This is a genomic window from Ruegeria sp. HKCCA0370 (genome assembly GCF_013033705.1).
Classification (GTDB): domain Bacteria; phylum Pseudomonadota; class Alphaproteobacteria; order Rhodobacterales; family Rhodobacteraceae; genus Ruegeria.
In genome coordinates this window covers 48,273-68,473 of the sequence record NZ_WQEP01000002.1, presented here as the reverse complement: position 1 = coordinate 68,473, position 20,201 = coordinate 48,273, and the positions used below count along the sequence as shown (strand labels likewise).

Below are 20,201 nucleotides of genomic sequence, written 5' to 3'. Positions count from 1 at the left end.
AGATATTCCTGACCAACAGGTACGAGGTAGCTTCATGGATTATCACAGCCCCGCCAGCTTTGCCGAAGCTTCGGCTCTGGCCGCGAACGCGACGGGCATCACACGTTTTCTGGCGGGCGGTACGGATGTACTTGTGCAACTGCGCTCGGAGCTGGTGACGCCCGATACGCTGATCGACATCAAGAAAATCAACGGTGTACACAACATTACCCGCAACGACGACGGCAGTTGGACGATCGGCGTGGCCGTTACCGGCGCCGAGATGAGCGAGCACCCCGAGCTTGGCCGCGACTGGCCCGGTGTGGTCGAGGCGATGGACCTGATCGGTTCAACTCAGGTTCAGGGCCGCGCGACGCTGACGGGCAATCTGTGCAATGGCTCACCTGCGGCTGATTCCGTGCCCGCCATGGTGGCCGCAGGCGTGACCGTCACCGTAACCGGCCCCGATGGCACGCGTGACGTTGCGGTCGAGGACATCCCGACCGGGCCCGGCAGGACCTCGCTGGCGAAGGGCGAGTTGATCTCGGCCATCAACATCCCTGCCCGTGGTGCGAATGGGGGCGACGCCTATCTGCGTTTCATCCCCCGTACCGAAATGGACATTGCGGTGGTGGGCGTTGGTGTGAACCTCCGTCTGGATGGTGACGTCATCACCGAGGCGCGCGTGTCGCTGGGTGCCGTGGCACCGACCGTTCTGTTGGTTGAACACTGTGCCAAAGCGATCATCGGCAGCACTTTGGACGATGCCGCCCTTGACGCACTGGCCGCGGCCGCGTCGGCCGCCTGCAATCCGATCGATGACAAACGAGGTACGATCGCGTTCCGTACCGAAGTCGCTGGCGTTCTGGCCAAGCGTGCCGCAAAGATCGCCTATGCCCGCGCGAAGGGAGAAAACGCATGAGCAAGCTCCACGTATCCACCACCGTGAACGGGGACGCAGTCGAATACCTGTGCGACCCGCGCGAAACCCTGCTGGACTGTCTGCGCGACAAGCTGAACCTGACCGGCGCCAAAGAGGGCTGCGGCACTGGTGATTGCGGCGCGTGTTCGGTCACCGTCGATGGCCGCCTTGTGTGCTCGTGCCTGATGCTGGGTGTCGAAGCCGAAGGCAAGCAGATCGAGACCGTCGAAGGGATTGCGGATGGTGACATCCTGCACCCGTTGCAGAAGAAGATGATCGAATATGCCGCGCTTCAATGCGGCATCTGTACCCCGGGCATTCTGGTGGCGGCGAAGTCGCTGTTGGAGAAGAACCCCAATCCGACCGAGGAAGAAACGCGCTATTGGCTGGCGGGCAACCTGTGCCGCTGCACCGGCTACGACAAGATCATTCGCGCCGTGATGGACACGGCCGCTGAGATGCGGGAGGCGTCATAATGGCTCTGGACGATCGCAAAACTGATTTCACCTTCGTTGGCACCCGCCCCGATCGCCCTGACGGTCTGGACAAGGTGACGGGCCGGGCCAAGTTCGGTGCGGATATCTCGGCCCCCGGCATGTTGCACGGCGCGATTCTGCGCTCACCCCATGCCCATGCCCGGATCGTCAGGATTGATACCTCGAAAGCCGAGGCATCGAAGGACGTCAAAGCCGTCGTGACTCGAGCCGATTTCACCGATGTCCCATTCAAGCCCGGGCTCGAAGGTGAATTCTGGAATGTGCTGGAAAACGTCATGGCGGGGAAAAAGGCGCTCTATGACGGGCACGCGGTTGCTGCGGTGGCGGCCACATCTGCCTTGGCGGCACGTGACGCGCTGAAACTGATCGAGGTCGAATACGAGGTGCTGCCGCACGTCACCGATGTGGACAAAGCGATGGCCCCGGATGCGCCGGTGATCCGGGAAGGTGCTGCGGATTATTCGGTGCCGGAAGGGATGCACCCGAACGTCGTGCGTTATCACGAAAGCGGGCACGGCGATGTCGAGGCTGGGTTTGCCGAGGCCGATCTGGTCATCGAAGACAGCTTTGTGACCGAGGCGACCCATCAGGGGTACATCGAACCGCACGCCTGTCTGGGCATGCTGGGCAATGACGGCAAGGGTGAGCTGTGGTGCACAACTCAGGGCCACTGGATCGCGCAGAAAACCTGTGCGGCGTTGCTGGGGATCGAAACCTCGCAACTGCGCGTGACTGCGTCTGAAATTGGCGGTGGTTTCGGCGGTAAGACCACGGTGTTCATCGAACCCGTCGCGCTGGCGCTCAGCCGCAAGGCCAACCGTCCGGTCAAGATCGTGATGACCAGGTCCGAGGTTTTCCGTGCCACCGGGCCGACCTCTTCGGCGTCGATGGACGTGAAGATCGGCATGAAGAAAGACGGCACGATCACGGCGGCGCAGGGTGTCTTCCGCCTGCAAGGAGGGGCCTTCCCCGGCGCCCCGGGCGATATGACGGCCATGTGTGCCTTTGCGCCCTACAACCTGCCCAACGTCAAGCAGATCGGTTACGATGTGATGTCGAACCGTCCGAAACAGGCTGCCTACCGCGCGCCGGGTGCACCCATGGGCGCCTTCGCCGTTGAATCCGTCATTGATGAGCTCTGCAACAAGCTGGGCCTTGATCCTATTGATGTGCGTCTGAAAAATGCCGCGCATGAAGGCACGAAGGCCAGCTATGGCCCGACCTACGAACGCATCGGTCTGGTCGAAACCCTTGAGGCTGCCAAAGCGCATCCCCATTACTCGGCCCCGCTGAAGCCGGGGCAGGGGCGCGGGGTTTCCTGCGGTTTCTGGTTCAACCACGGCGGAGAGACCAGCGTCTCATTGGCACTGTCCGAGGATGGTTCGGCGCAGTTGATGGTCGGAACACCCGACATCGGCGGGTCGCGCGCATCCATGGCTCTGATGGCGGCCGAGGTTCTGGGCATTCCGTATGAAAACATCCGCGTGACCATCGCCGACACGGCGACGCTGGGTTACAACGACGTGAGCCATGGTTCGCGCGTGACCTACGCGTCGGGCCTCGCGACGATCAAGGCCGCAAGACACGCGGTCGAGAAACTGTGCGAACGTGCGGCGGCCAAGTGGGGCATCCCGGTCGATGCGGTGAAATGGGAAGACGGCTGCGCGGTACCCTCGGGGCCCAATGCAGGGGATTTCGACCCGCTGCCTCTGGCCGATATCACGGCGGATATGGGATCGACCGGAGGCCCGATTTCGGGCCATTTCGAAGCCACCCCCGAAGGCGCGGGCGTATCCTTTGGCACCCATATCGTCGATGCCGAGGTCGATCCGGAAACCGGCAAGACATCGATCACCCGCTACACGGTCATTCAGGATGCCGGCAAGGCGATCCACCCGACCTATGTGGAAGGGCAGTATCAGGGTGGCGCCGCGCAGGGCATCGGCTGGGCACTGAACGAGGAATACATCTATGGCGAAGATGGCCGGTTGCAGAACTCGATCTTTCTTGACTACCGGATTCCCGTTGCCAGTGACCTGCCGATGATTGACACGGTGATCGTCGAAGTGCCCAACCCGGGCCACCCGTTCGGGGTGCGCGGCGTGGGCGAGACGGGCATCGTGCCGCCCCTGGCCGCCATCGCCAATGCGGTGTCCAATGCGGCGGGTGTTCGGATGAAGCAACTGCCGATGTCTCCGCCGCGCATTCTGGCGGCCCTGAAGGAAAATGGTTGAGGTCCACCTCTGGTCCGGCCTCCGGTCACTGACCGGGGGCCAGCAAGTGGTTGAGGTCGAGGCCAAAACCACCGGAGAGCTTTTGCGGGCTCTGGTCCGGGCCCACCCGCAGTTGCAGGCCCCCATTGACGCGGGGGTCTCCATCGCGATCGACGGGCGTGTCATTGCCACAGGGCTTACCGAGCCGATTCCCGAAGGCAGCGAAGTCTATCTGATGCAACGTCTCAGGGGCGGTTAGGCGTCAGGTGACCAGGGCTCGCGCCCGACCATCCGGTCAGCTTCTGCCGTGATGTCGTTCATGTGCTGCTCCAGGCTCAGGCGCAGGGTCTCGATTTCCTCTTCGCTGGCCTTGCGGGGCACCGTTTCAGTCCATTCCCGGCACAGAAACACGCCTTCATTTCGCCAGGGGCGGGGCATCAGAAGGTGATCCCAGGTTCCCGCTTCGCGACCATGTTTCGTGGAGAAGGTGATACCGAATACGCGCTTGCCCGAGGTGCGCGCCCATACCAGCGGAACCGTCGACAGAACCCGTTCCGGCCCGCGCGGTCCGTCTGCCGCGATCCCAATAGAGATACCCTGCTTCATCTTGCCCAGAACTTGACGTGACAAGGCGACGTGGCGTGTCTTGCTGGCCATGGCGATCGTGTCCATGCCAAACAGCTTTTGTACCCGGCCCACCATGCTGCCCGCCCGGGCAGAGGAGGTGATCGAACAGATGCGCCCCTTGTCCAGCGGGAAGAAATAGGGCGACTGCGCCAGCCGTTGATGCCACAGCACAACGATGACCGGCTCACCTTGTTCGGCCAGCTGATCCAGTTCTTCGTATCCGATGCGCTGCCAGCGTGTGTTTCGGTTGACCAATCGAATGTAAGTGGCAATCCGGCGGGCCACCCAGTTCAGCACGGCTTCGCTGTCTGCGATCTTCTTGCGGAGGTTCACACGGGGTTCCTTTTGCTGACCGGACCTTGTCTTAGCGCACTGCACATTTTGCGCAACTTGTTTGTCGGCTCAGATAGTGGTGTGGAAATCGAAAAAGCCTCTTGAGTCCGCCGCGCGGCTGTCATATCTGGGGCTCACCACAGGGGTATAGCTCAGTTGGTAGAGCGACGGTCTCCAAAACCGTAGGTCGCGGGTTCGAACCCTGCTGCCCCTGCCATCCGCATCAAAACACCAATCGGCAATCGTGCTTGGCGCGTTTACAGCGCGTGCGGCTTTCGGCTATGGCCGGGGCGAACCGGAAATCAGAACGCGCGCAGGCTTTGTGAGCCGCAGTGCAACCAAACCCTATACGCCATCAAAAAATTCCGGCCCAGAGTGTGAACAGCGTCACTGACGGATGTTGGAAAGTCTGGTTGTCTGAGAATGTCAAAGAGTTGGCGTTCAGGTTCTGCACAGAACGCAGGTTTTCAGTTTCTCCCTTGTGACTGGGGCGCGCTTGTGGTCGAGCGCGCCCTTTCCGTTTCTGGTCAGCAACGCATAGTGACGCCGTCAGAACGTGCAGGGACTCTGCCCAAAGCCGGTAATTGAGCAGAACCCTAAAAATCGGGCTTTGCACCAGAGAAAGGCGTGTGGCGGCCGGTCAGTCAGGCCAGCAGCGCCAGATCCCCGATATTTGTCTTGTGCCGGGTCGGCATCGTTTTTGCCGAATGGCCGTCGATCGTCAGGGCGAGGTCCTCATAAAACCCGCCGCTGTCGAACCACCAGCGATGCGACTTCATCATCTTGCGCTGTCCTTTGGGGACGTCTCGTTGATATTGGTGGTCACAAAAAATATCCCAATGACCTTTCGAGGTCAGCTTCGGCATCCCGACACGACCGGCGCGACGCCGACCGCCGTGAACAATCCCGCCGGCCAGGGCCAGCACCTTGTCTTTCCGGCTGTAGTAATTGGTGAATCGCTTGCACCGTTTTTTCAGGACCAGATCGCCCCATGCGCCCTTTTCCAGCCATTCTGAATCGATGTCCGCTGACGCGAACATGACCTGATCCGCCGACCATATCTTGTTGCCGGGCCCGGCCGAATCCCCGAAGTCAGAGAATGCGCGCAGTACCACCAACGCTCCCATGGAATGAGCGATCAGATGCACCTTGGGGCGTGGCGACATTCCCAACAGCGGCAAGATTCCGTCCCCCACCAGATGCGGTGCCACCGCCTTGGCATCGGAGCGGTCCGAGTCATAGGTGTGCACCGATCCGTCGCTGGGCCAGTCAAAGGCAACAACCGCGCCCTGATACCCGTTGCCCCTGAGATTGGTTTCTATTTTCCCCAGCCGGTCCAGCATGTCCTTCTGGCTGGTGTTGAAGCCGTGAACATAGATCAGGACGGCCGAATCCCCGCCCTCCTGTCGCACGAGATCCAGCCATTTGGCTTTTTTGACAATACTTCCCTTACGAATTTTTCCACCGGGGCTTTGCTGGGTGATGTGAACATATCTGGTCTTTGCCGCCGGCTTAAACGTGAACTTTTTCTTCTGCGCGTTATAGGTGCGGCGGGAAAAAAACAGTGCCATTATTCAAACTCCATTCTAATCAATCCGTAAAATGTGCCATGAGCCGCCGTTTTCACAAAGCGTAATCTCCCGGCCCTTCTGGTGCCAAAACGGGGATGTGCGATGAAGCCGGTATGCGCCAAGGTTGCATACAGGGGCATCCTGACGTCCAATGCCTGTTTCCTCTGCCGGCTTAATGCCCTAGTGTCCGCTGCAAACGAACACACGCACGAGGCCCCATGTCGCGTTTTGATGGATATTTCCTGCGGCAATTGCTGATTCTGTTTGGCTTTTTCACCTTGGTGCTTGTCGGTGTGTTCTGGATCACCCGGTCTGTCAGCCTGTTTGACAGGGTCATTAGCGGTGGGCAGTCGGCAATGGTCTTTCTGGAATTCACCGCGCTGACTTTGCCGACCTTGATCCGCACGGTCATGCCCATGGCGGTGTTTGCCGCCGCCGTCTATGCCACAAATCGCCTGAGCCGCGAAAGTGAACTGACGGTTATGCTGGCCACCGGATCCAGCCCTTGGCGGCTTGCCCGGGCTGTGCTGCTGTTCGGTGTGATTACCGGGGTGATGATGGCGATCATCAGCGTGTTCCTGCGCCCGGCCTCGGTGGAACAGCTGGAAATCCGGCAAGCCGAAGTGGCCGGAGATGTGACGGCTCAACTGCTGAACGAAGGCGAGTTTCTGCACCCCGCCGAAGGTGTCACGGTTTACATAGGCAGCATTGATCTGGACGGCACACTCCACGAAGTTTTCGTGTCTGACCGCCGCGATCCTGAAAACGCGGTCAGCTATTCAAGCGTAACCGCCTATCTGGTCAACAATGATGCCGGCATCCACCTTGTGATGGTTGATGGGGTTGCATTGCGCCTGAACAAGGAAGGCAAAGTGTTGTCATCGACCCTGTTCCAGGACGCGTCCTACGACATCTCGGAACTGACGAATACAAATCCGATGGCCCGGCGCAGCCTCGAAGCTATTCCAACGGCGGACCTGATCCGCAACCGGGATGAGGTTTCAGCCACGGAAGGGTTCAGCCAAGGCAAGCTGATCGAAGAGCTGCACCAGCGGTTCTCGTGGATCGCGATATGCATCGCCGTGGCCCTGGCCGGGTATTCCACCCTGATGCTGGGCAGTTTTTCCCGGTTTGGATTGTGGCCGCAGATATTGGGCGCCTTCACCATTCTTGTCCTGCTTGAAGGTGTGCGCGGGTTTGTTTCCCCAATGGTGATCGATGACCCGGAGCTTTGGTTTCTGCTGTACCTTCCCGCAATCATAGGGGTGCTGATCTCGGGCCTCTTCCTGCTTGTTGCCGGTCGGCCGCTGATGCGAAAACGGCAGCGCGCGCCGCAGATCATGCCGACGCCGGCCTGAGTTCTAGCCGCGAAGATCCACCAAACAGCTGTGAATGTCGTCAAATTCCTCGCGATCACCGCGGGTGACCAGATACATGGGCAGCGGCAAGCTGATACTGTCCTCGACCCGCTCCAGAGCACCCGAGGCCAGATGTTCGGAAATGACGTAATCGGGGAAATAGCCGTTTCCGCCTCGGTGCAGAATATATCGCAGCGCCATCATGCAATTGCCAAGAAAAACTGTCTGACCCGACGCCCGCCGCGCAGCCGATCTGACATGGTCCTGATAGACCTCGCCCAGTTCAAGGTTGACGAAGATCATGTCATCGTCCGTGCCGTCAGTCTTTGGCGTCCGGACCAGGGACAAAAGCTCGGGTTCAAGCGCGTACCACGTGACACGCCGGTCCGCCGGCTTTTCATGTGTGATCGCCGCGTCCAGCACATGGGTTGCCACCGCTTCGACCATGTTCAGGTCGTGGTCATAGTTCAGCGTCAACAGCAACTTGCCAAAGCGCTGTTCAAACCGAACCGCCAGGTTCACCAGCAACGGATCCCAGATGCTGAGTTGGCCGCCCAACCGCAGCGCCGGGCGGTTCTGTGCCTGTACCGGCAGGTCGCGCGATGCAAAGCCCCAAAGGGACAACATCTGTTCCGCATAGGGTTTGAACTGCTGGCCGAACTCGGTCAGCGCCGTTCCGCCGGCACCGCGCGTGAACAGCGCCCTGCCGGTTTCCTCCTCGATCAGGCGAATACGCGCGCTGACAGCGGTCTGCGTCACATTCAACTTGCGAGCGGCGGCATGAAAGCCACCGGCTTCGGCCACGCAGAGAAAAGTTTCCAGAGCTTTGAAATGCATGTCGAAAGTATTTTTTGATCATTGTGATAAAATCAATTCATTTTTTTGGAGGCTGGTTTCGAACTACGCTTTCGCTCAGGACACATGCAAAAGGATCAGCCATGCTGGACAAAAGCCACAAACCCACCTGGACCAGTTTCGAGACAGCCACCAAGGCCGACTGGGATGCCGTGATGGAGTACGAAGAGGCGTATAATGCGGCCCTGCCAGACCGCATCCTCGATGCCATCCGCTCGTTGGACGAAGAATGGACGCCCTATCCGGTGAACCGCTACCAGCACAGCCTGCAAGCCGCGACACGTGCTTACGAGGACGGTGCGGATGAGGAACTGGTGGTGGCGGCGCTGATCCACGATACCGGCGATATCCTGTCACCCTACAATCACGGAGAGCTGTCAGCGGCGATGATGAAGCCTTACGTCAGCGAAAAGACGTATTGGATTCTCAAGCATCATTGCGTGTTTCAGGGATATTACTACAACCACCATCTGGGCGGCGACCGCAACGCGCGCGACAAATATCGCGACAGTCCTTATTGGGAAGATTGTCGCTATTTCTGCCATGAATACGATCAGAAGGCGTTCGACCCGAATTATCCGACCAAGCCGCTGGAGTTCTTCGAACCCATGTTGCGCCGCGTCCTGAACAGGGGCGAAGGCCATATGGAGCTGAACGAAACCGCCGATGACGGCAAAACCGGCTAGGAACCGGATCAGGCGGGCCAGCCCGGCCCGCCTGCCTGTTTAGCAGCTCGCCATCAGGCGATAGACGATCTGCGCCGCAGTGAAATCCCAGGCGGCATTGCCGTCGGGGGCCAGTTCGACCACGTCGAAGCCGACGCAGCGGCGGCCCTTCAGGGCGTGTTCGACGAGGCGAAGCGCCTGATAGTATCCCAGCCCGCCCGGAACGGGCGTGCCGGTCGCGGGCATCTGCGCCGGGTCCAGCCCATCAACGTCAAAGCTGACATAGACCAGTTCGGGGAAATCCTCGGGCAGGTCGACGGCATGGATGTTGCCGGTGACCAACTCTTCGGCATCCACGTGGAAGACGCGGTTCCTCAGACGGCTTTTTGCTTCCTCGGTGGAAAAGGCGCGCACGCCGAGCTGGGCCAGTGGGATACCTTCCTCGGCCAGCAGATGCATCACCGAGGCGTGCGAGTGTTTTTCGCCCTGATAGGCGTTGCGCAGATCGGCATGGGCGTCGATCTGCACGATGCCGAGGGGCTGGCCTAGCGAGCGAGTCACACCCATGACCGCGCCATAGCTGAGCGAGTGTTCACCACCCAGCGTGACCGGCACCTTGCCGGCGCGGATGGCGGCCTCGGTGCGCTGGGCGAGGCGCTCCATAACGTCCGGCAGCGGGCCGTCGCAATCCAGCGGGGGCTCGGTAAAGATGCCTTCGACGCAGGGTTCGGCGTGGCCGGTGATGCGTTCGAGTTCATTGCTGGCCTCGATGATCGCTTCGGGGCCTTTGGCGGTGCCGGACCCGTAGGATACGGTGCGTTCCAGCGGCACCGGGATCACGCGGAATCGCGCGTCTTCGCTGCGTTCGGTCTCGGTCAGTTCGCTGTCGAGGAAAATGCTCATGAAAGCCTCTCTTTGAAGTCGCTGTAGCCGAATTGCCTGATGATTTTTAGGTCGTCGGTTTCGCTGTTCCACAGGGCGATGGTGGGCAGGGGCACGCCGTTGAACGTGTTGGTCTTGACCATCGAGTAATGCGCCTGATCGAGGAAGGCAAAGCGCTGCCCGATTTTTAGCGGCTCGGCCCAAGTGTAGTCGCCGATCACGTCGCCCGCCAGGCACGAGGGGCCGCCCAGGCGATAGGTGTGGCCGGTTTCGGCCTCGTCCATCAGGGCGGGGCGATAGGGGGCCTCGATCACGTCGGGCATGTGGCAGGTGGCCGAGATATCGGTGATCGCCAGATCCATGCCGTTGTGCGGCAGGTCGAGGATTTCGCCCACCAGGATGCCCGCATCCAACGCCACGGCCTCGCCGGGTTCCAGATAGACCTCGACGCCGTATTTGGCGCGGATGTGTTTGATGAACTCCACCAGCCCGTCGCGGTCATAGTCGCTGCGGGTGATGTGGTGGCCGCCGCCGAAATTGAGCCATTTCAGGCCGTTCAGGAAGGGGGCGAGTTTCGGTTCGACAGCGGCCCAGGTGCGCGCCAGAGGCTCGAACCCCTGTTCGCAGAGCGTGTGCATGTGGAGGCCATCCACGCCCTCCAACGCCTTGGCGTCCAGCTGGCTGACTGGGGTGCCGAGGCGTGAACACGGGGCGCAGGGGTCGTATTTCGCGACCTCGCCTTCGGAGTGTTCAGGGTTGATGCGCAGCCCGACCTGCCGCCCCGCGGCCTGTGCCTTGGCAAGAAAGCGGTCTTTCTGACCGGGGCTGTTGAAGATGATGTGATCCGACAGTGCGAGGATTTCGTCGATATCGGTGTCCTTGTAGCCCGCGCAGAAGGTCGCGACCTCGCCGCCATATTCCTCGCGGCCCAGCCGGGCCTCGTAGATGCCGCTGGCGCAAGTGCCGCCGAGATACTGTCGCACCAGAGGGGCCAGCGCGAACATCGAGAAAGCCTTGAGGGCGGACAGGACATGTGCGCCGGAACGCTCACCGATATCGGCCAGAACCGCCAGATTTCGCTCCACCGCCTTTTCGTCGACGACGAAGCAGGGTGACGGCACGCGTGTCAGGTCGAAGTAGCGGAAGGCTCCGGCGTCTCCGGCCTGTGTGGTCATCATGTCGGACATGTCGGGCGTCTCCGATTGTGAAAAGGCCGGGGGGCCTGCCCCCCGGACCCCCCGGGATATTTTCAGCCAGATGAAGCAGGGCGGTCGCGCGGACCGCCCCGAGGGATCAGAAGTCGACGGGCCCGTCGAGTTCGTGGACCTGCCACGGCAGGCCGTGTTCGTTCAGCATGTCCATGAAATCATCCGGGTCGAGCTGTTCCATGTTCCACACGCCCGGCTCGCGCCAGTTGCCTTTCAGCACTTGTGCCGCGCCGATCATCGCGGGGACGCCGGTGGTGTAGCTGACGGCCTGGCTGCCGACCTCGGCATAGCATTCCTCGTGGTCGCAGATGTTGTAGATGTAGTAGGTTTTCTCGCCCGAGCCGTCCTTGGCCTGACCCGTGGCGATGTCGCCGATGCAGGCCTTGCCCTTGGTTTCGGCGCCCAGATCGCCGGGATCGGGCAGCAGGGTTTTCAGGAATTGGATCGGGATGATTTCCTTGCCGTCATGCATCACCGGGTCGATGCGGGTCATGCCGACGTTTTCCAGCACTTTGGCATGGGTGATGTAGGCATCGCCGAATGTCATCCAGAAGCGGGCGCGCTCGATCTCGGGGAAATGGGTGCTGAGCGATTCCAGCTCCTCGTGATACATCAGGTACATGTTCTTGGGGCCGATGGCGGGGAAGTCGAACTCGACCTTGTGGGTCATGGCGGGAGAGTGCTTCCATTCGCCGTTCTCCCAGTGGCGTACTTCGGCCAGGACTTCGCGCAGGTTGATTTCCGGGTTGAAGTTGGTGGCGAATTCCTGATCGTTCTGGCCGCCATTGGCGTCAAGCACGTCGATCTGGCGGATCGTGTCCAGCTTGTGTTTCTTGAGCCACTTGGCAAAGACGGATGTAACACCCGGATCGAAACCCGAACCGAGGATCGCGGTCAGGCCGGCCTGTTTGAACCTGTCCTGATAGGCCCATTGCCAGTGGTATTCGAACTTGGCCTCGTCCTCGGGCTCGTAATTCGCAGTGTCGAGATAGTGGCACCCGGCCTCGAGGCAGGCGTCCATCAGCACCAGGTCCTGATAGGGCAGGGCCAGGTTCACCAGGATTTCCGCGCCTGTTTCCTTGATCAGCTTGACCGTGTCTTCGACCTTGTAGGCGTCAAGCTCGGCGGTGGCGATGTCAACGCCCACGCGCTCTTTCACCGATTTGGCGATGGCGTCGCATTTCGACTTGGTCCGGCTGGCCAGTGTGATTTCGGTGAAGATGTCCGAATTCATCGCCATCTTGTGCACGGCGGCGTGGGATACGCCGCCCGCGCCGACAACCAGTGTTTTGCCACTAAGTGAACCCATGGGGGTAATCTCCTCTCACAGGGGGTTATTCGTAATAGGTGTAGCCGTTGATCGAGTCGCGATAGGCGCTCATCAGGGTTTTGCGGTCCTTGGCTTTCAGAGTACCGGTCGAGATCGCCTCGTCCACCATTTTGCGGAAGGCGGCGACGCAGTCGGTGGGGTCGAATTCGACATAGGACAGCACCTGGCTGATCGTGTCGCCCTCTTGTTCGTGCAGCAGGTCGAACCCTCCGTCAGCGCGCAGGTCGATGGTGACGACGTTGGTGTCGCCGAACAGGTTATGCAGATCGCCCAGCGTTTCCTGATAGGCGCCGACGAAAAAGACGCCCATGAAATATTCATCATCTTCGGGCAGGGTATGCACCGGCAGACTGGGTGAAACACCGTCGGCCAGGATGAACCGGTCGATCTTGCCGTCGCTGTCGCAGGTGATGTCGGACAGGACTGCGCGGCGGTCGGGTGTTTGGTTCAGGCCCTGCAAGGGCACGATGGGGTGCAGCTGGTCAATGGCCCAGACGTCGGGCAAGGACTGGAACAGCGAAAAGTTGCAGTGGTAGATATCGGCCACTTTCTCAAGCTGGTCGTCCACGTCGGTTTCCAGATCGTCACTGGCCGCCAGCGCCTTGAGGCGGGCCATCAGCGACAGGTAGATGCGTTCGGCCCGGGCCATCTGGCGCAGGTCTACATATCCACGGCGGAACAGGGCGCGCAATTCGTTGCGATAGAAGGTGGCGTCGTTCCAGCATTCCTGAAGACGGTCTTTGCTGAGATAGCCGTGCACCGCGGCAAGGTCTGAAACCATGTGGTGATCGTCGGCTTCAACCTCGGGGCCGTTGGGCGCATCATAGAGCGTGCTTTCCAGCACGTTGAACACCAGCATCGACGACGTCGCCACCACCGCGCGGCCGCTTTCGGTGACCAGCGTCGGGTGGTCCACCTCGGCCTCGTCCATGGCATAGGCCACGGTTTCCACCACGTTGGCGCAGTATTCCTCGACAGTGTAGTTGATCGAGTTCTCGGCCGCCTTCTTCTCGCCCGTGTAGTCCACCCCCATACCACCGCCGAGGTCCAGATGGGTCAGCGGCACGCCCTCGCGCGTCAGTTCGGTGTAATAGCGACAGGCCTCGCCCACCGCGCGGCGCACGTCGTTGACGTCCTGCACCTGAGAGCCCAGATGCGAGTGCTGCAACTTCAGGCAATGCAGAAGGCCCGCGTCGCGCAGCTTGTCCACCGTGGCCACCAGTTGATCGGTGTTCATACCGAAAGCCGAACGGTCGCCCGAGCTTTCTTCCCATTTGCCGCTGATCTGGTTGGTGAGTTTGACCCGCACGCCAATAAGCGGTTCGACCTCCAATTCCTTGTAGACCTCGATCACCGTGTCAGCCTCTTTCGGGCTTTCCAGAACGATCACCGTGTTGAACCCGATCTTGCGGGACAGGATGGCCAGCTGGATGAACTCGGCATCCTTGACGCCGTTGCAGACGATCAGCGCTTCGCTGGCCAGCCGATGTGCCAGCGCGATCACCAGTTCGGGTTTGGACCCGGCCTCGAGCCCATAGTTGTACTTCTTGCCGAATTCGACGATCCGGTCGACGACCTGGGCTTGCTGGTTCACCTTGATCGGGAACACGCCGCGATAGCTGCCCCTGTAACCGACGCGGGCGATAGCTTCGCGGAAGCTTTCGTTCAGATGCGCGATCTCGTGTTCCAGATAGGAAGACACGCGCAGAACCATCGGGGCCTTGATGCCGCGGTCGTCCAGATCGCTGAGAATACCGGGCAGGCTGATCGCGCCAACCTCGGGAGCCAAGGGATTGCGCAGACCGATTTCGCCCTGCTCCGTCACCTCGATGAGGCCTTTGCCCCATTTCTCAACTCCGTAGATGGAATGCGGTGCGTCGGGCGTCTGTTTCAATCAAGTCAGTCCTTAACGTAGGGGTGCCAGTTTCGCGCCCGCCAATACGGCAGCTGTTTGATTCTTCCAAGCCTAAACTATGTGACGGAAAAATCCGAGTTTCATGCCGCTGGGGCGATCGGGACCAGATGATTGTCCCACTGGCACTTCGCGCGGGTCCGGATCTCGGGGTGCGCAGTGGCCAACGCGCCGAACACACCGGTTCCGGTGGTGAAAACCAAGCCGTTCGGGCCCGATCCAAGCCCGCAGACATCCTCAAGCTCGAACGCATCGCTGAATGTGCCACTGGCCACGTCGAACCGATGCAGCGCATTGCTGCGTGGACAGGTGATGGCAACGGTTGCACCATCCGCCGAAAACGCGATGCTGCCCGCATAGCCTTGCAGCGTGCTCTGATCCTGCTCAGGCGCTGACAGAAGGTGCGGGTTTTCCCCCTGACGGTGCAGGCCCAGCAAGGGCGGATGTTCGGCTTTGCTGCCCTGCCACTGCATCGCAAAGCCCACCAGCCCGTCGCGACGGACCGCCAGATGGCGGATCGAGTTCTTGCGAAGCACGGGCGTCAGCGACACCTGCTCCTGAACCAGGCCCGACAGGGAAAGGTAGGTCAGGTTGGGCTTCATCGTCGGCAGGTTCAGCTTCGTGCGCCCGGTTTCGGGATGGGTTTCGATCCCGCCATTGGCAATCACAAGCGTTTTCCCTCCCGGCATCAACCGCATGTCATGCGGCCCGACGCCGCCGGAGGGGAATTCACCCAAGCGCGCAAAGGTTTCGGCGTCCCAGACGCCTATGATACCTTCTCCGGCTTCGAAATCGTTTTCGGTGGCAAAGAAAATCGCGCCATCGGCTGAAAAAGTACCGTGACCATAAAAATGCCGGCCTTCCGGCGCCGTCAGCCGCGCGATCGGTGATCCCGTCACGCAATCAATCACCACGGCAAAGGTGCCCGGACGGCGCGCAAAGGCCACGGCCTGTGGTTTGACCGGATGTGCCGCCGCCGCATGACCGCGCGCGGGCAGGGGCACGGAAAACAGCAGCGTTCCCTGTGCATCCAGCCCGGCCAGTCGATACGAACCATCCGGAAACAGCCCTGCGGCCAGAAACTCCGGCCTTCCCACCGAGGCCCATCCATGGATCGGAGGCAGAGAGGTTGCAGCAAGCCCTGCAAGAAAACGGCGGCGCGATGTCATGGTCAGTCCCCGTCCAGTGAATTGAAGCCTGCGCTGATGCCCAGGGTCGGGCCAAGTTCAGTCGACGCAATGGCGCGAATATCGTGGATGGACTGTTGCAGGGCCTCGATACGGAACCGGGCCTGCGGATCCGAAACGCCCGCCAGCGCCGGGTCGTCAATGGCCTGGGCATTCTCGATGGCGCGCGCAAAGGCAGCATCCAGATCCGCGGCGATATCGGGATGATCAAAGGCCAATCGCGATGCAAGATCACGAAGGGCCATCAGTGAAAGCTCGACATGGCGCAAGGATCGCTTCGACCGCCACGCTTCGGCGCGGTTCGGGCGCGGGCGGTCGAACGTGCCCAATGGGCGACCAAGCCGAGTGTCGGCCGTGAATTCAAGACCCGTGGACAAAGCCTTGAACAGTTCCTGCATCGCTTCGTCCTGCGTTCGGTAGCGGCCGTTCTCGCCGGGCCGGGTCAGGCCGGGGGCATAGCTTTGCCAGTCATCGGCCATCGCCCGCGCGTTGGCATCAATATCCGCCGCGATCGCCTGAATCAGCGCACAGCGGTAATCCGCATTGCCCTGCTCTGCAAAGGCGGGATCGAACAGCATCCGTTCGAGCGCAAAGAACCCGCGCCCGGCTATGGATGTCTCGGCATAGGCTTCCTGGTGTTGCACGGCGTCATCCTCGGTTGCGATATGCTGGGACAGGGCTTTGGTGGTGAACCCTTTCGTGTCGGGCCAGAACGCCATGGCAAACGCACGATCATCAACCTCGGTCGGACCGAACCGCAGGTGACTGGCGGAAATCCAGCTGTCGAAGGCCGCATCATAAGCCGCGCGCAGCGCCGGTGAGGTCGGATCGCAATCCACCCGCGAAGCACTGACCAGAGCCCCGGTCGTTTCCGGCAGCTTGTCGAACCTGGGCAGGATATGTATCTCGGCAACGTCCATCAGGATGGGTGCGCGGTCCTGCGCCTGTGCGGCAAGCGGCATCATCAACGCGGCAACAAAGGTAAGAATACGCATGGGTCAGAGGCTCTCCAGAAAACGGATTAGGGCGCCGCGGTCAGTTTTCGGCATCGACACAACCGCATCGCGCGCGGCCTGGGCTTCGCCGCCGTGCCACAGGATCGCCTCGAGCAGATTGCGTGCCCGCCCGTCATGCAGAAACTGCGTGTGGCCCGAGACGCGTTCGGTTAGACCAATGCCCCACAAAGGCGGCGTCCGCCATTCGCGCCCCGTCGCGCGGGCCTCGGGGCGGTGATCCGCCAGACCTTCGCCCATGTCATGCAGCAGCAGGTCGGTATAGGGCCAGATCAGCTGAAAGCTGTGCTCGGGCCGATCTTCCAGCCGGTGGGTGACATGGGCCGGAGTATGACAGGATGCGCAGCCGATCGTGTGAAACACCTCTTTGCCGCGCAACACCTCGGGGTCGTCGACATCACGGCGGCCGGGCACGCCCAGATTGCGGCTGTAGAAATCCACCAGGTCCATGCCCTGCTGATCGATCTCGAACGCGCGGGTATCGGTGTCGCCATGCGGGGCCTCGACGCAGTTCACCTGCAAGTCCGTGCAGTCCCCCTGAGGTGCAGGGTACAGCGGGCTTGAAATACCGATATCCCCGGCAAAGGCTGCGGCGGATTGCTCCATGACCGTCGGCATGCCTGCCTTGTGCCCGAACCGGCCCATCATCGGGGCGCCGTATTCAACCGACCAGACGATGTTCGGACGGCCCGAGATGCCATCCCCATCCACGTCATCGGGATCAGCCCGGGCCAGCAGGTCTTCGACCGGGATCGCCTCCAGCAGGCCAAGCCCGATCATCTGCGGTGCGACCCGCGGGCTCAGCATCGCATCCGGGTGCAGCGGGCCATAGCCCAGGTCAGCGGCCCTGTAAGACGGGCGGCGCAGTGACGCGGTCTCGCCGTCAGAAAGTTCAACGGGGACTTCTTCGTAAGAGATATCCAGCCGATATTCCGCCGGATGTCCGGCAAGCGCGAAATCCTGCATCTGCCCGCCATAGTTGGGTTCGGGCCGGGTGGCGATGTAGTCTTCGATCCCGGCATACCCGTCTTCCGGCGCACCGGGGATCGAGACCCGAAGGAACATCGAGACCGCGTTGTCATCAGGGCCGTTGGGTGTGTGCCCCCGCCCATCCTTTATATGGCAACGCTGGCAAGACCGCGCGTTGTACAGCGGCCCCAACCCGTCAGAGGCCAATGTGGATGATGGTGACGACACCCAGATTTTCTTGAACAACCCGTTGCCGACCTTGAAATCCAGCTCCTGCTCGAAGCTCAGATTGCCCGAGGGTTGCGAAAACGCATCCGCGTCGTTGCGGACCCGGACAGTCGCCGCCCCGGCAGAGAGTTCTTCGAACGGCTGCGACACGCCATAATCCTGCGGGCGCGCGGTCACGGCCGCAATGCGGGCGCGTTCCTCGTCGGTGCGGGGGGTGAATTTCAGATGCAGGTCCCGCAGCTCGGCTGACAGGGAGGGGGTGGCCGCCAGGGCGACCACCGACAAGGCAAGAAGGCTATTCGCCTTCGTCCATTTTCGATGCGTTGAGTTGCGCATAATTGGCTTCGCCGATCCTTTCATACAGGTCGAGCTGCGTTTCGAGGAAGTCGATGTGTCCCTCTTCATCGGACATCAACTCTTCGAACAGCGACATGGAGACAAAGTCGCCGGCCTCCCGACAATATTCGCGCGCTTCCTTGTAAAGTGCCCTGGCGTCGATCTCGGCCGCCAGGTCGCATTCCAGCGTTTCCTTCGGCGTCTGACCGATCCGCAACGGGTCCAGTTTCTGAAGGTTGGGGTGACCTTCCAAAAAGATGATCCGTTCGATCAGCTTGTCCGCGTGGCCCATCTCTTCAATGCTTTCCTCGCGGCTTTTCTTGGCCATATGGCCAAGGCCCCAGTCTTCTTGCAGGCGGTAATGCAGCCAGTATTGACTGACGGCAGTCAGCTCATGCCGCAGAGACCTGTTCAGATATTCGATGACCTTCGGATCGCCTTTCATCAGCCTTCTCCTGTGTTGCTCCGGCACGCAAAGTGCGGAGTTGCATGGGGACTTCCAGATTACCGCTGGCCCGCATCGTGTCTAGGAACAACGGCATGCACCCGCCACAATCCGCCGATTTGCCAAGGGCATGGTAGATTTTGCCGGGGGTGATGATGGTCCGCGGATCCGCCGTGCGCATCCAGTCGATGGCGACACGGATGTCGTGGTCGGATATGTTGGTGCAGTGGCAGACAATCATTGGTCTTGGCTCGTTTCGCCGCCTTTACAGACGATCAGAAAGGGTTGCTCGGGCCGGAAAGAAACCCTCTCCGGCCCGCTTGAAGATTAATGGAAGACGGCGTCCGGGTTATCCAGGCTGTCTGACCCTTCAAACGCGACCCCGTCCAGTTCCAGCGCAGTTACGATGCGTTCGATCGTTTTGGTCTGATCGATCAGGCCGTTGACGCCGCCCATGATCAGGGCTTCGCCGCCTTCGTTGCCGCGCTCAAGCATCTGGTCATAAGCAAATCCCGCCTCGGCCGTTGTCTTGATCTTGCCCAGGGCCTGCATGGTGGCGGCCAGTTTCGCTTTCATCTCGGTATCCAGCGCCGGATCCGTGGCGATGACCAGATCGGCCAGAGATGCGCCCGAAACCGGGGTGCCATCAATGCGGGTATAGCTGCCCAGATAGACGTTCTGGATGCCCAACCCGTCATAGTAATGGCTGTTGTGGGTGTTGTCAGAAAAGCAGTCATGTTCTTCTTCAGGATCGTTCAGCATCAGGCCAAGGCGCATCCGTTCGCCGGCTTGCTCACCATACGAGAGAGAGCCCATGCCGGTCAGGATCGCGCTGATGCCTGCTGCTTCGTTCTCCATAAGGGCTGCGCGCGCCGCTCCGCCGTCTTTCCACTGATCCGCCATCCAGGCCAGATCGCTGACCAGCAGTTCGGTCGCAGCGCTCAGATATTGCGCGCGACGGTCGCAATGGCCGCCGGTACAGTTCTCGCCCTGCGCATAATCGGTCGCTGGTCGGTTGCCGGCACCGGCGCCATGGCCGTTCATGTCCTGACCCCACAGAAGGAACTCGATGGCGTGATAGCCGGTTGCCACATTCGCCTCGATACCATCGGCTTCGTGCAGGGTGTCGCTCAGCAGTTCGGGGGTGATTTCGCTGGCATCAATGGTCTCGCCCGACAGTTGGAAGCTGGGGTTGGCGATGACGTTCAGCACGGCAAATTCGTTTTCGTCCGTCGCGCCGCCATAGGCCGCGTCGACATAGTCGATCAGACCTTCGTCCAAAGGCCAGGCGTTCACCTTGCCTTCCCAGTCATCAACGATGGCGTTGCCGAAGCGATAGACTTCCGTCTGCTGATAGGGGACACGCGCAGCAACCCAGGCCGCGCGCGCCGCGTTCAGCGTTGCGTCCGACGGATCGGCGATCAGTGCGTTGACCGCATCCTGCAATTTCCTGGCTGAAATCAGGCTGTCCTCAAATTTGGCTTCCGCAATATTGGCATAGGTGTTCAGTACATCTGCCTTGGTGGGGGCATCACCCGAGATTGCGGCGGTTGCCATGCAAAATGTCAGGGCGCTGGCAGTGGTGAATAACTTGGTCATAGGATTTCGGTGCTTTCCTGTCAGAACTGTCGGATCGCGCGGGGATGTACCGCGGGTTTCGCGAAGAAATAA

General features: G+C 60.8%; 19 protein-coding genes and 1 tRNA gene. 7 read left to right on the top strand and 13 right to left on the bottom strand.

The annotated features are described in order from the left end of the window. Positions 1 to 34: 34 nt before the first annotated feature. The 4 genes from GOW31_RS06555 to GOW31_RS06540 are packed head-to-tail and all read left to right on the top strand — an operon-like array spanning position 35 to position 3,870. Positions 35 to 901, top strand: a complete 867-nt coding sequence (locus GOW31_RS06555) for a xanthine dehydrogenase family protein subunit M (protein WP_171168821.1) — start codon at positions 35 to 37, stop codon at positions 899 to 901. Beyond that, complete coding sequence (locus GOW31_RS06550) at positions 898 to 1,377, top strand: (2Fe-2S)-binding protein (protein ID WP_152458906.1); 480 nt, start codon at positions 898 to 900, stop codon at positions 1,375 to 1,377. The genes GOW31_RS06555 and GOW31_RS06550 overlap by 4 nt, the downstream gene beginning before the upstream one ends. Further along, positions 1,377 to 3,632, top strand: a complete 2,256-nt coding sequence (locus GOW31_RS06545; protein ID WP_171168819.1) for a xanthine dehydrogenase family protein molybdopterin-binding subunit — start codon at positions 1,377 to 1,379, stop codon at positions 3,630 to 3,632. Before GOW31_RS06550 ends, GOW31_RS06545 begins: the two co-directional genes overlap by 1 nt. Beyond that, positions 3,625 to 3,870, top strand: a complete 246-nt coding sequence (locus tag GOW31_RS06540) for a MoaD/ThiS family protein (protein ID WP_152458904.1) — start codon at positions 3,625 to 3,627, stop codon at positions 3,868 to 3,870. The genes GOW31_RS06545 and GOW31_RS06540 overlap by 8 nt, the downstream gene beginning before the upstream one ends. On the opposite strand, the gene GOW31_RS06535 is transcribed toward GOW31_RS06540, so the two are convergent. After that, on the bottom strand, positions 3,867 to 4,571 hold the full coding sequence (locus GOW31_RS06535; RefSeq protein ID WP_171168817.1) for a DUF374 domain-containing protein: 705 nt from the start codon (positions 4,569 to 4,571) through the stop codon (positions 3,867 to 3,869). The genes GOW31_RS06540 and GOW31_RS06535 overlap by 4 nt on opposite strands. 141 nt (positions 4,572 to 4,712) lie before the next feature. Here GOW31_RS06535 and GOW31_RS06530 point away from each other — a divergent pair. Next, positions 4,713 to 4,788: transfer RNA gene (locus GOW31_RS06530), tRNA-Trp, on the top strand. 427 nt (positions 4,789 to 5,215) lie between these two features. Here the strand turns inward: GOW31_RS06530 and GOW31_RS06525 are convergent. Next, entirely contained in the window at positions 5,216 to 6,142 is a 927-nt protein-coding gene (locus GOW31_RS06525; RefSeq protein ID WP_171168815.1) for an alpha/beta fold hydrolase, read from the bottom strand. A 218-nt stretch (positions 6,143 to 6,360) separates the two neighbouring features. Here GOW31_RS06525 and lptF point away from each other — a divergent pair, with 218 nt between their 5' ends. Then, on the top strand, positions 6,361 to 7,500 hold the full coding sequence (gene lptF / locus GOW31_RS06520; RefSeq protein ID WP_171168813.1) for an LPS export ABC transporter permease LptF: 1,140 nt from the start codon (positions 6,361 to 6,363) through the stop codon (positions 7,498 to 7,500). Positions 7,501 to 7,503: 3 nt separating this feature from the next. Here lptF and GOW31_RS06515 read toward each other — a convergent pair whose 3' ends face one another. Next, entirely contained in the window at positions 7,504 to 8,337 is an 834-nt protein-coding gene (locus GOW31_RS06515; protein WP_171168811.1) for a LysR family transcriptional regulator, read from the bottom strand. A gap of 101 nt (positions 8,338 to 8,438) precedes the next feature. On the opposite strand from GOW31_RS06515, the gene GOW31_RS06510 reads away from it, so the two are divergent. Next, the gene (locus GOW31_RS06510) at positions 8,439 to 9,041 is read left to right on the top strand and encodes an HD domain-containing protein (RefSeq protein ID WP_152458899.1); all 603 of its coding nucleotides are present in this window, start codon (positions 8,439 to 8,441) and stop codon (positions 9,039 to 9,041) included. A 39-nt stretch (positions 9,042 to 9,080) separates the two neighbouring features. On the opposite strand, the gene speB is transcribed toward GOW31_RS06510, so the two are convergent. From speB to GOW31_RS06460, 10 genes are all read right to left on the bottom strand, one after another. After that, positions 9,081 to 9,923 (bottom strand): agmatinase, encoded by an 843-nt coding sequence (speB, locus tag GOW31_RS06505; protein WP_171168809.1) that lies wholly within the window; start codon positions 9,921 to 9,923, stop codon positions 9,081 to 9,083. Then, positions 9,920 to 11,089, bottom strand: coding sequence for a carboxynorspermidine decarboxylase (gene nspC / locus GOW31_RS06500; protein WP_171168806.1), 1,170 nt, complete (start codon positions 11,087 to 11,089; stop codon positions 9,920 to 9,922). Before nspC ends, speB begins: the two co-directional genes overlap by 4 nt. Positions 11,090 to 11,195: 106 nt before the next feature. Next, positions 11,196 to 12,419: a saccharopine dehydrogenase family protein gene (locus GOW31_RS06495; RefSeq protein WP_171168804.1), complete on the bottom strand. Its 1,224-nt coding sequence runs from the start codon at positions 12,417 to 12,419 to the stop codon at positions 11,196 to 11,198. Between the two features lie 25 nt (positions 12,420 to 12,444). Then, positions 12,445 to 14,334 carry a biosynthetic arginine decarboxylase gene (gene speA, locus GOW31_RS06490; RefSeq protein ID WP_171168801.1) on the bottom strand — a complete coding sequence of 630 codons (1,890 nt, stop codon included), beginning with the start codon at positions 14,332 to 14,334 and terminating at the stop codon, positions 12,445 to 12,447. A gap of 101 nt (positions 14,335 to 14,435) precedes the next feature. Then, on the bottom strand, positions 14,436 to 15,521 hold the full coding sequence (locus GOW31_RS06485; protein WP_171168799.1) for a DUF1513 domain-containing protein: 1,086 nt from the start codon (positions 15,519 to 15,521) through the stop codon (positions 14,436 to 14,438). A 2-nt stretch (positions 15,522 to 15,523) separates the two neighbouring features. After that, positions 15,524 to 16,534, bottom strand: coding sequence for an imelysin family protein (locus GOW31_RS06480; RefSeq protein ID WP_171168797.1), 1,011 nt, complete (start codon positions 16,532 to 16,534; stop codon positions 15,524 to 15,526). 3 nt (positions 16,535 to 16,537) lie between these two features. Next, complete coding sequence (locus GOW31_RS06475) at positions 16,538 to 18,028, bottom strand: di-heme oxidoredictase family protein (protein WP_371813718.1); 1,491 nt, start codon at positions 18,026 to 18,028, stop codon at positions 16,538 to 16,540. Between the two features lie 16 nt (positions 18,029 to 18,044). After that, positions 18,045 to 18,530 carry a bacterioferritin gene (gene bfr / locus GOW31_RS06470; protein WP_152458892.1) on the bottom strand — a complete coding sequence of 162 codons (486 nt, stop codon included), beginning with the start codon at positions 18,528 to 18,530 and terminating at the stop codon, positions 18,045 to 18,047. Beyond that, a complete protein-coding gene (locus GOW31_RS06465; protein ID WP_171168793.1) occupies positions 18,478 to 18,771 on the bottom strand; it encodes a bacterioferritin-associated ferredoxin in 294 nt (97 codons plus the stop codon). The genes bfr and GOW31_RS06465 overlap by 53 nt, the downstream gene beginning before the upstream one ends. A gap of 86 nt (positions 18,772 to 18,857) precedes the next feature. Then, entirely contained in the window at positions 18,858 to 20,129 is a 1,272-nt protein-coding gene (locus GOW31_RS06460) for an imelysin family protein (RefSeq protein WP_171168791.1), read from the bottom strand. Positions 20,130 to 20,201 lie beyond the last annotated feature (72 nt).

Bases quoted from the DNA above. Each gene is read 5' to 3' on its own strand.
- GOW31_RS06555 (WP_171168821.1), top strand. From the start codon at position 35: ATGGATTATCACAGCCCCGCCAGCTTTGCCGAAGCTTCGGCTCTGGCC.
- GOW31_RS06550 (WP_152458906.1), top strand. From the start codon at position 898: ATGAGCAAGCTCCACGTATCCACCACCGTGAACGGGGACGCAGTCGAA.
- GOW31_RS06545 (WP_171168819.1), top strand. From the start codon at position 1,377: ATGGCTCTGGACGATCGCAAAACTGATTTCACCTTCGTTGGCACCCGC.
- GOW31_RS06540 (WP_152458904.1), top strand. From the start codon at position 3,625: ATGGTTGAGGTCCACCTCTGGTCCGGCCTCCGGTCACTGACCGGGGGC.
- GOW31_RS06525 (WP_171168815.1), bottom strand. From the start codon at position 6,142: ATGGCACTGTTTTTTTCCCGCCGCACCTATAACGCGCAGAAGAAAAAG.
- lptF (WP_171168813.1), top strand. From the start codon at position 6,361: ATGTCGCGTTTTGATGGATATTTCCTGCGGCAATTGCTGATTCTGTTT.
- GOW31_RS06515 (WP_171168811.1), bottom strand. From the start codon at position 8,337: ATGCATTTCAAAGCTCTGGAAACTTTTCTCTGCGTGGCCGAAGCCGGT.
- GOW31_RS06510 (WP_152458899.1), top strand. From the start codon at position 8,439: ATGCTGGACAAAAGCCACAAACCCACCTGGACCAGTTTCGAGACAGCC.
- speB (WP_171168809.1), bottom strand. From the start codon at position 9,923: ATGAGCATTTTCCTCGACAGCGAACTGACCGAGACCGAACGCAGCGAA.
- nspC (WP_171168806.1), bottom strand. From the start codon at position 11,089: ATGTCCGACATGATGACCACACAGGCCGGAGACGCCGGAGCCTTCCGC.
- GOW31_RS06495 (WP_171168804.1), bottom strand. From the start codon at position 12,419: ATGGGTTCACTTAGTGGCAAAACACTGGTTGTCGGCGCGGGCGGCGTA.
- GOW31_RS06485 (WP_171168799.1), bottom strand. From the start codon at position 15,521: ATGACATCGCGCCGCCGTTTTCTTGCAGGGCTTGCTGCAACCTCTCTG.
- GOW31_RS06480 (WP_171168797.1), bottom strand. From the start codon at position 16,534: ATGCGTATTCTTACCTTTGTTGCCGCGTTGATGATGCCGCTTGCCGCA.
- bfr (WP_152458892.1), bottom strand. From the start codon at position 18,530: ATGAAAGGCGATCCGAAGGTCATCGAATATCTGAACAGGTCTCTGCGG.
- GOW31_RS06465 (WP_171168793.1), bottom strand. From the start codon at position 18,771: ATGATTGTCTGCCACTGCACCAACATATCCGACCACGACATCCGTGTC.
- GOW31_RS06460 (WP_171168791.1), bottom strand. From the start codon at position 20,129: ATGACCAAGTTATTCACCACTGCCAGCGCCCTGACATTTTGCATGGCA.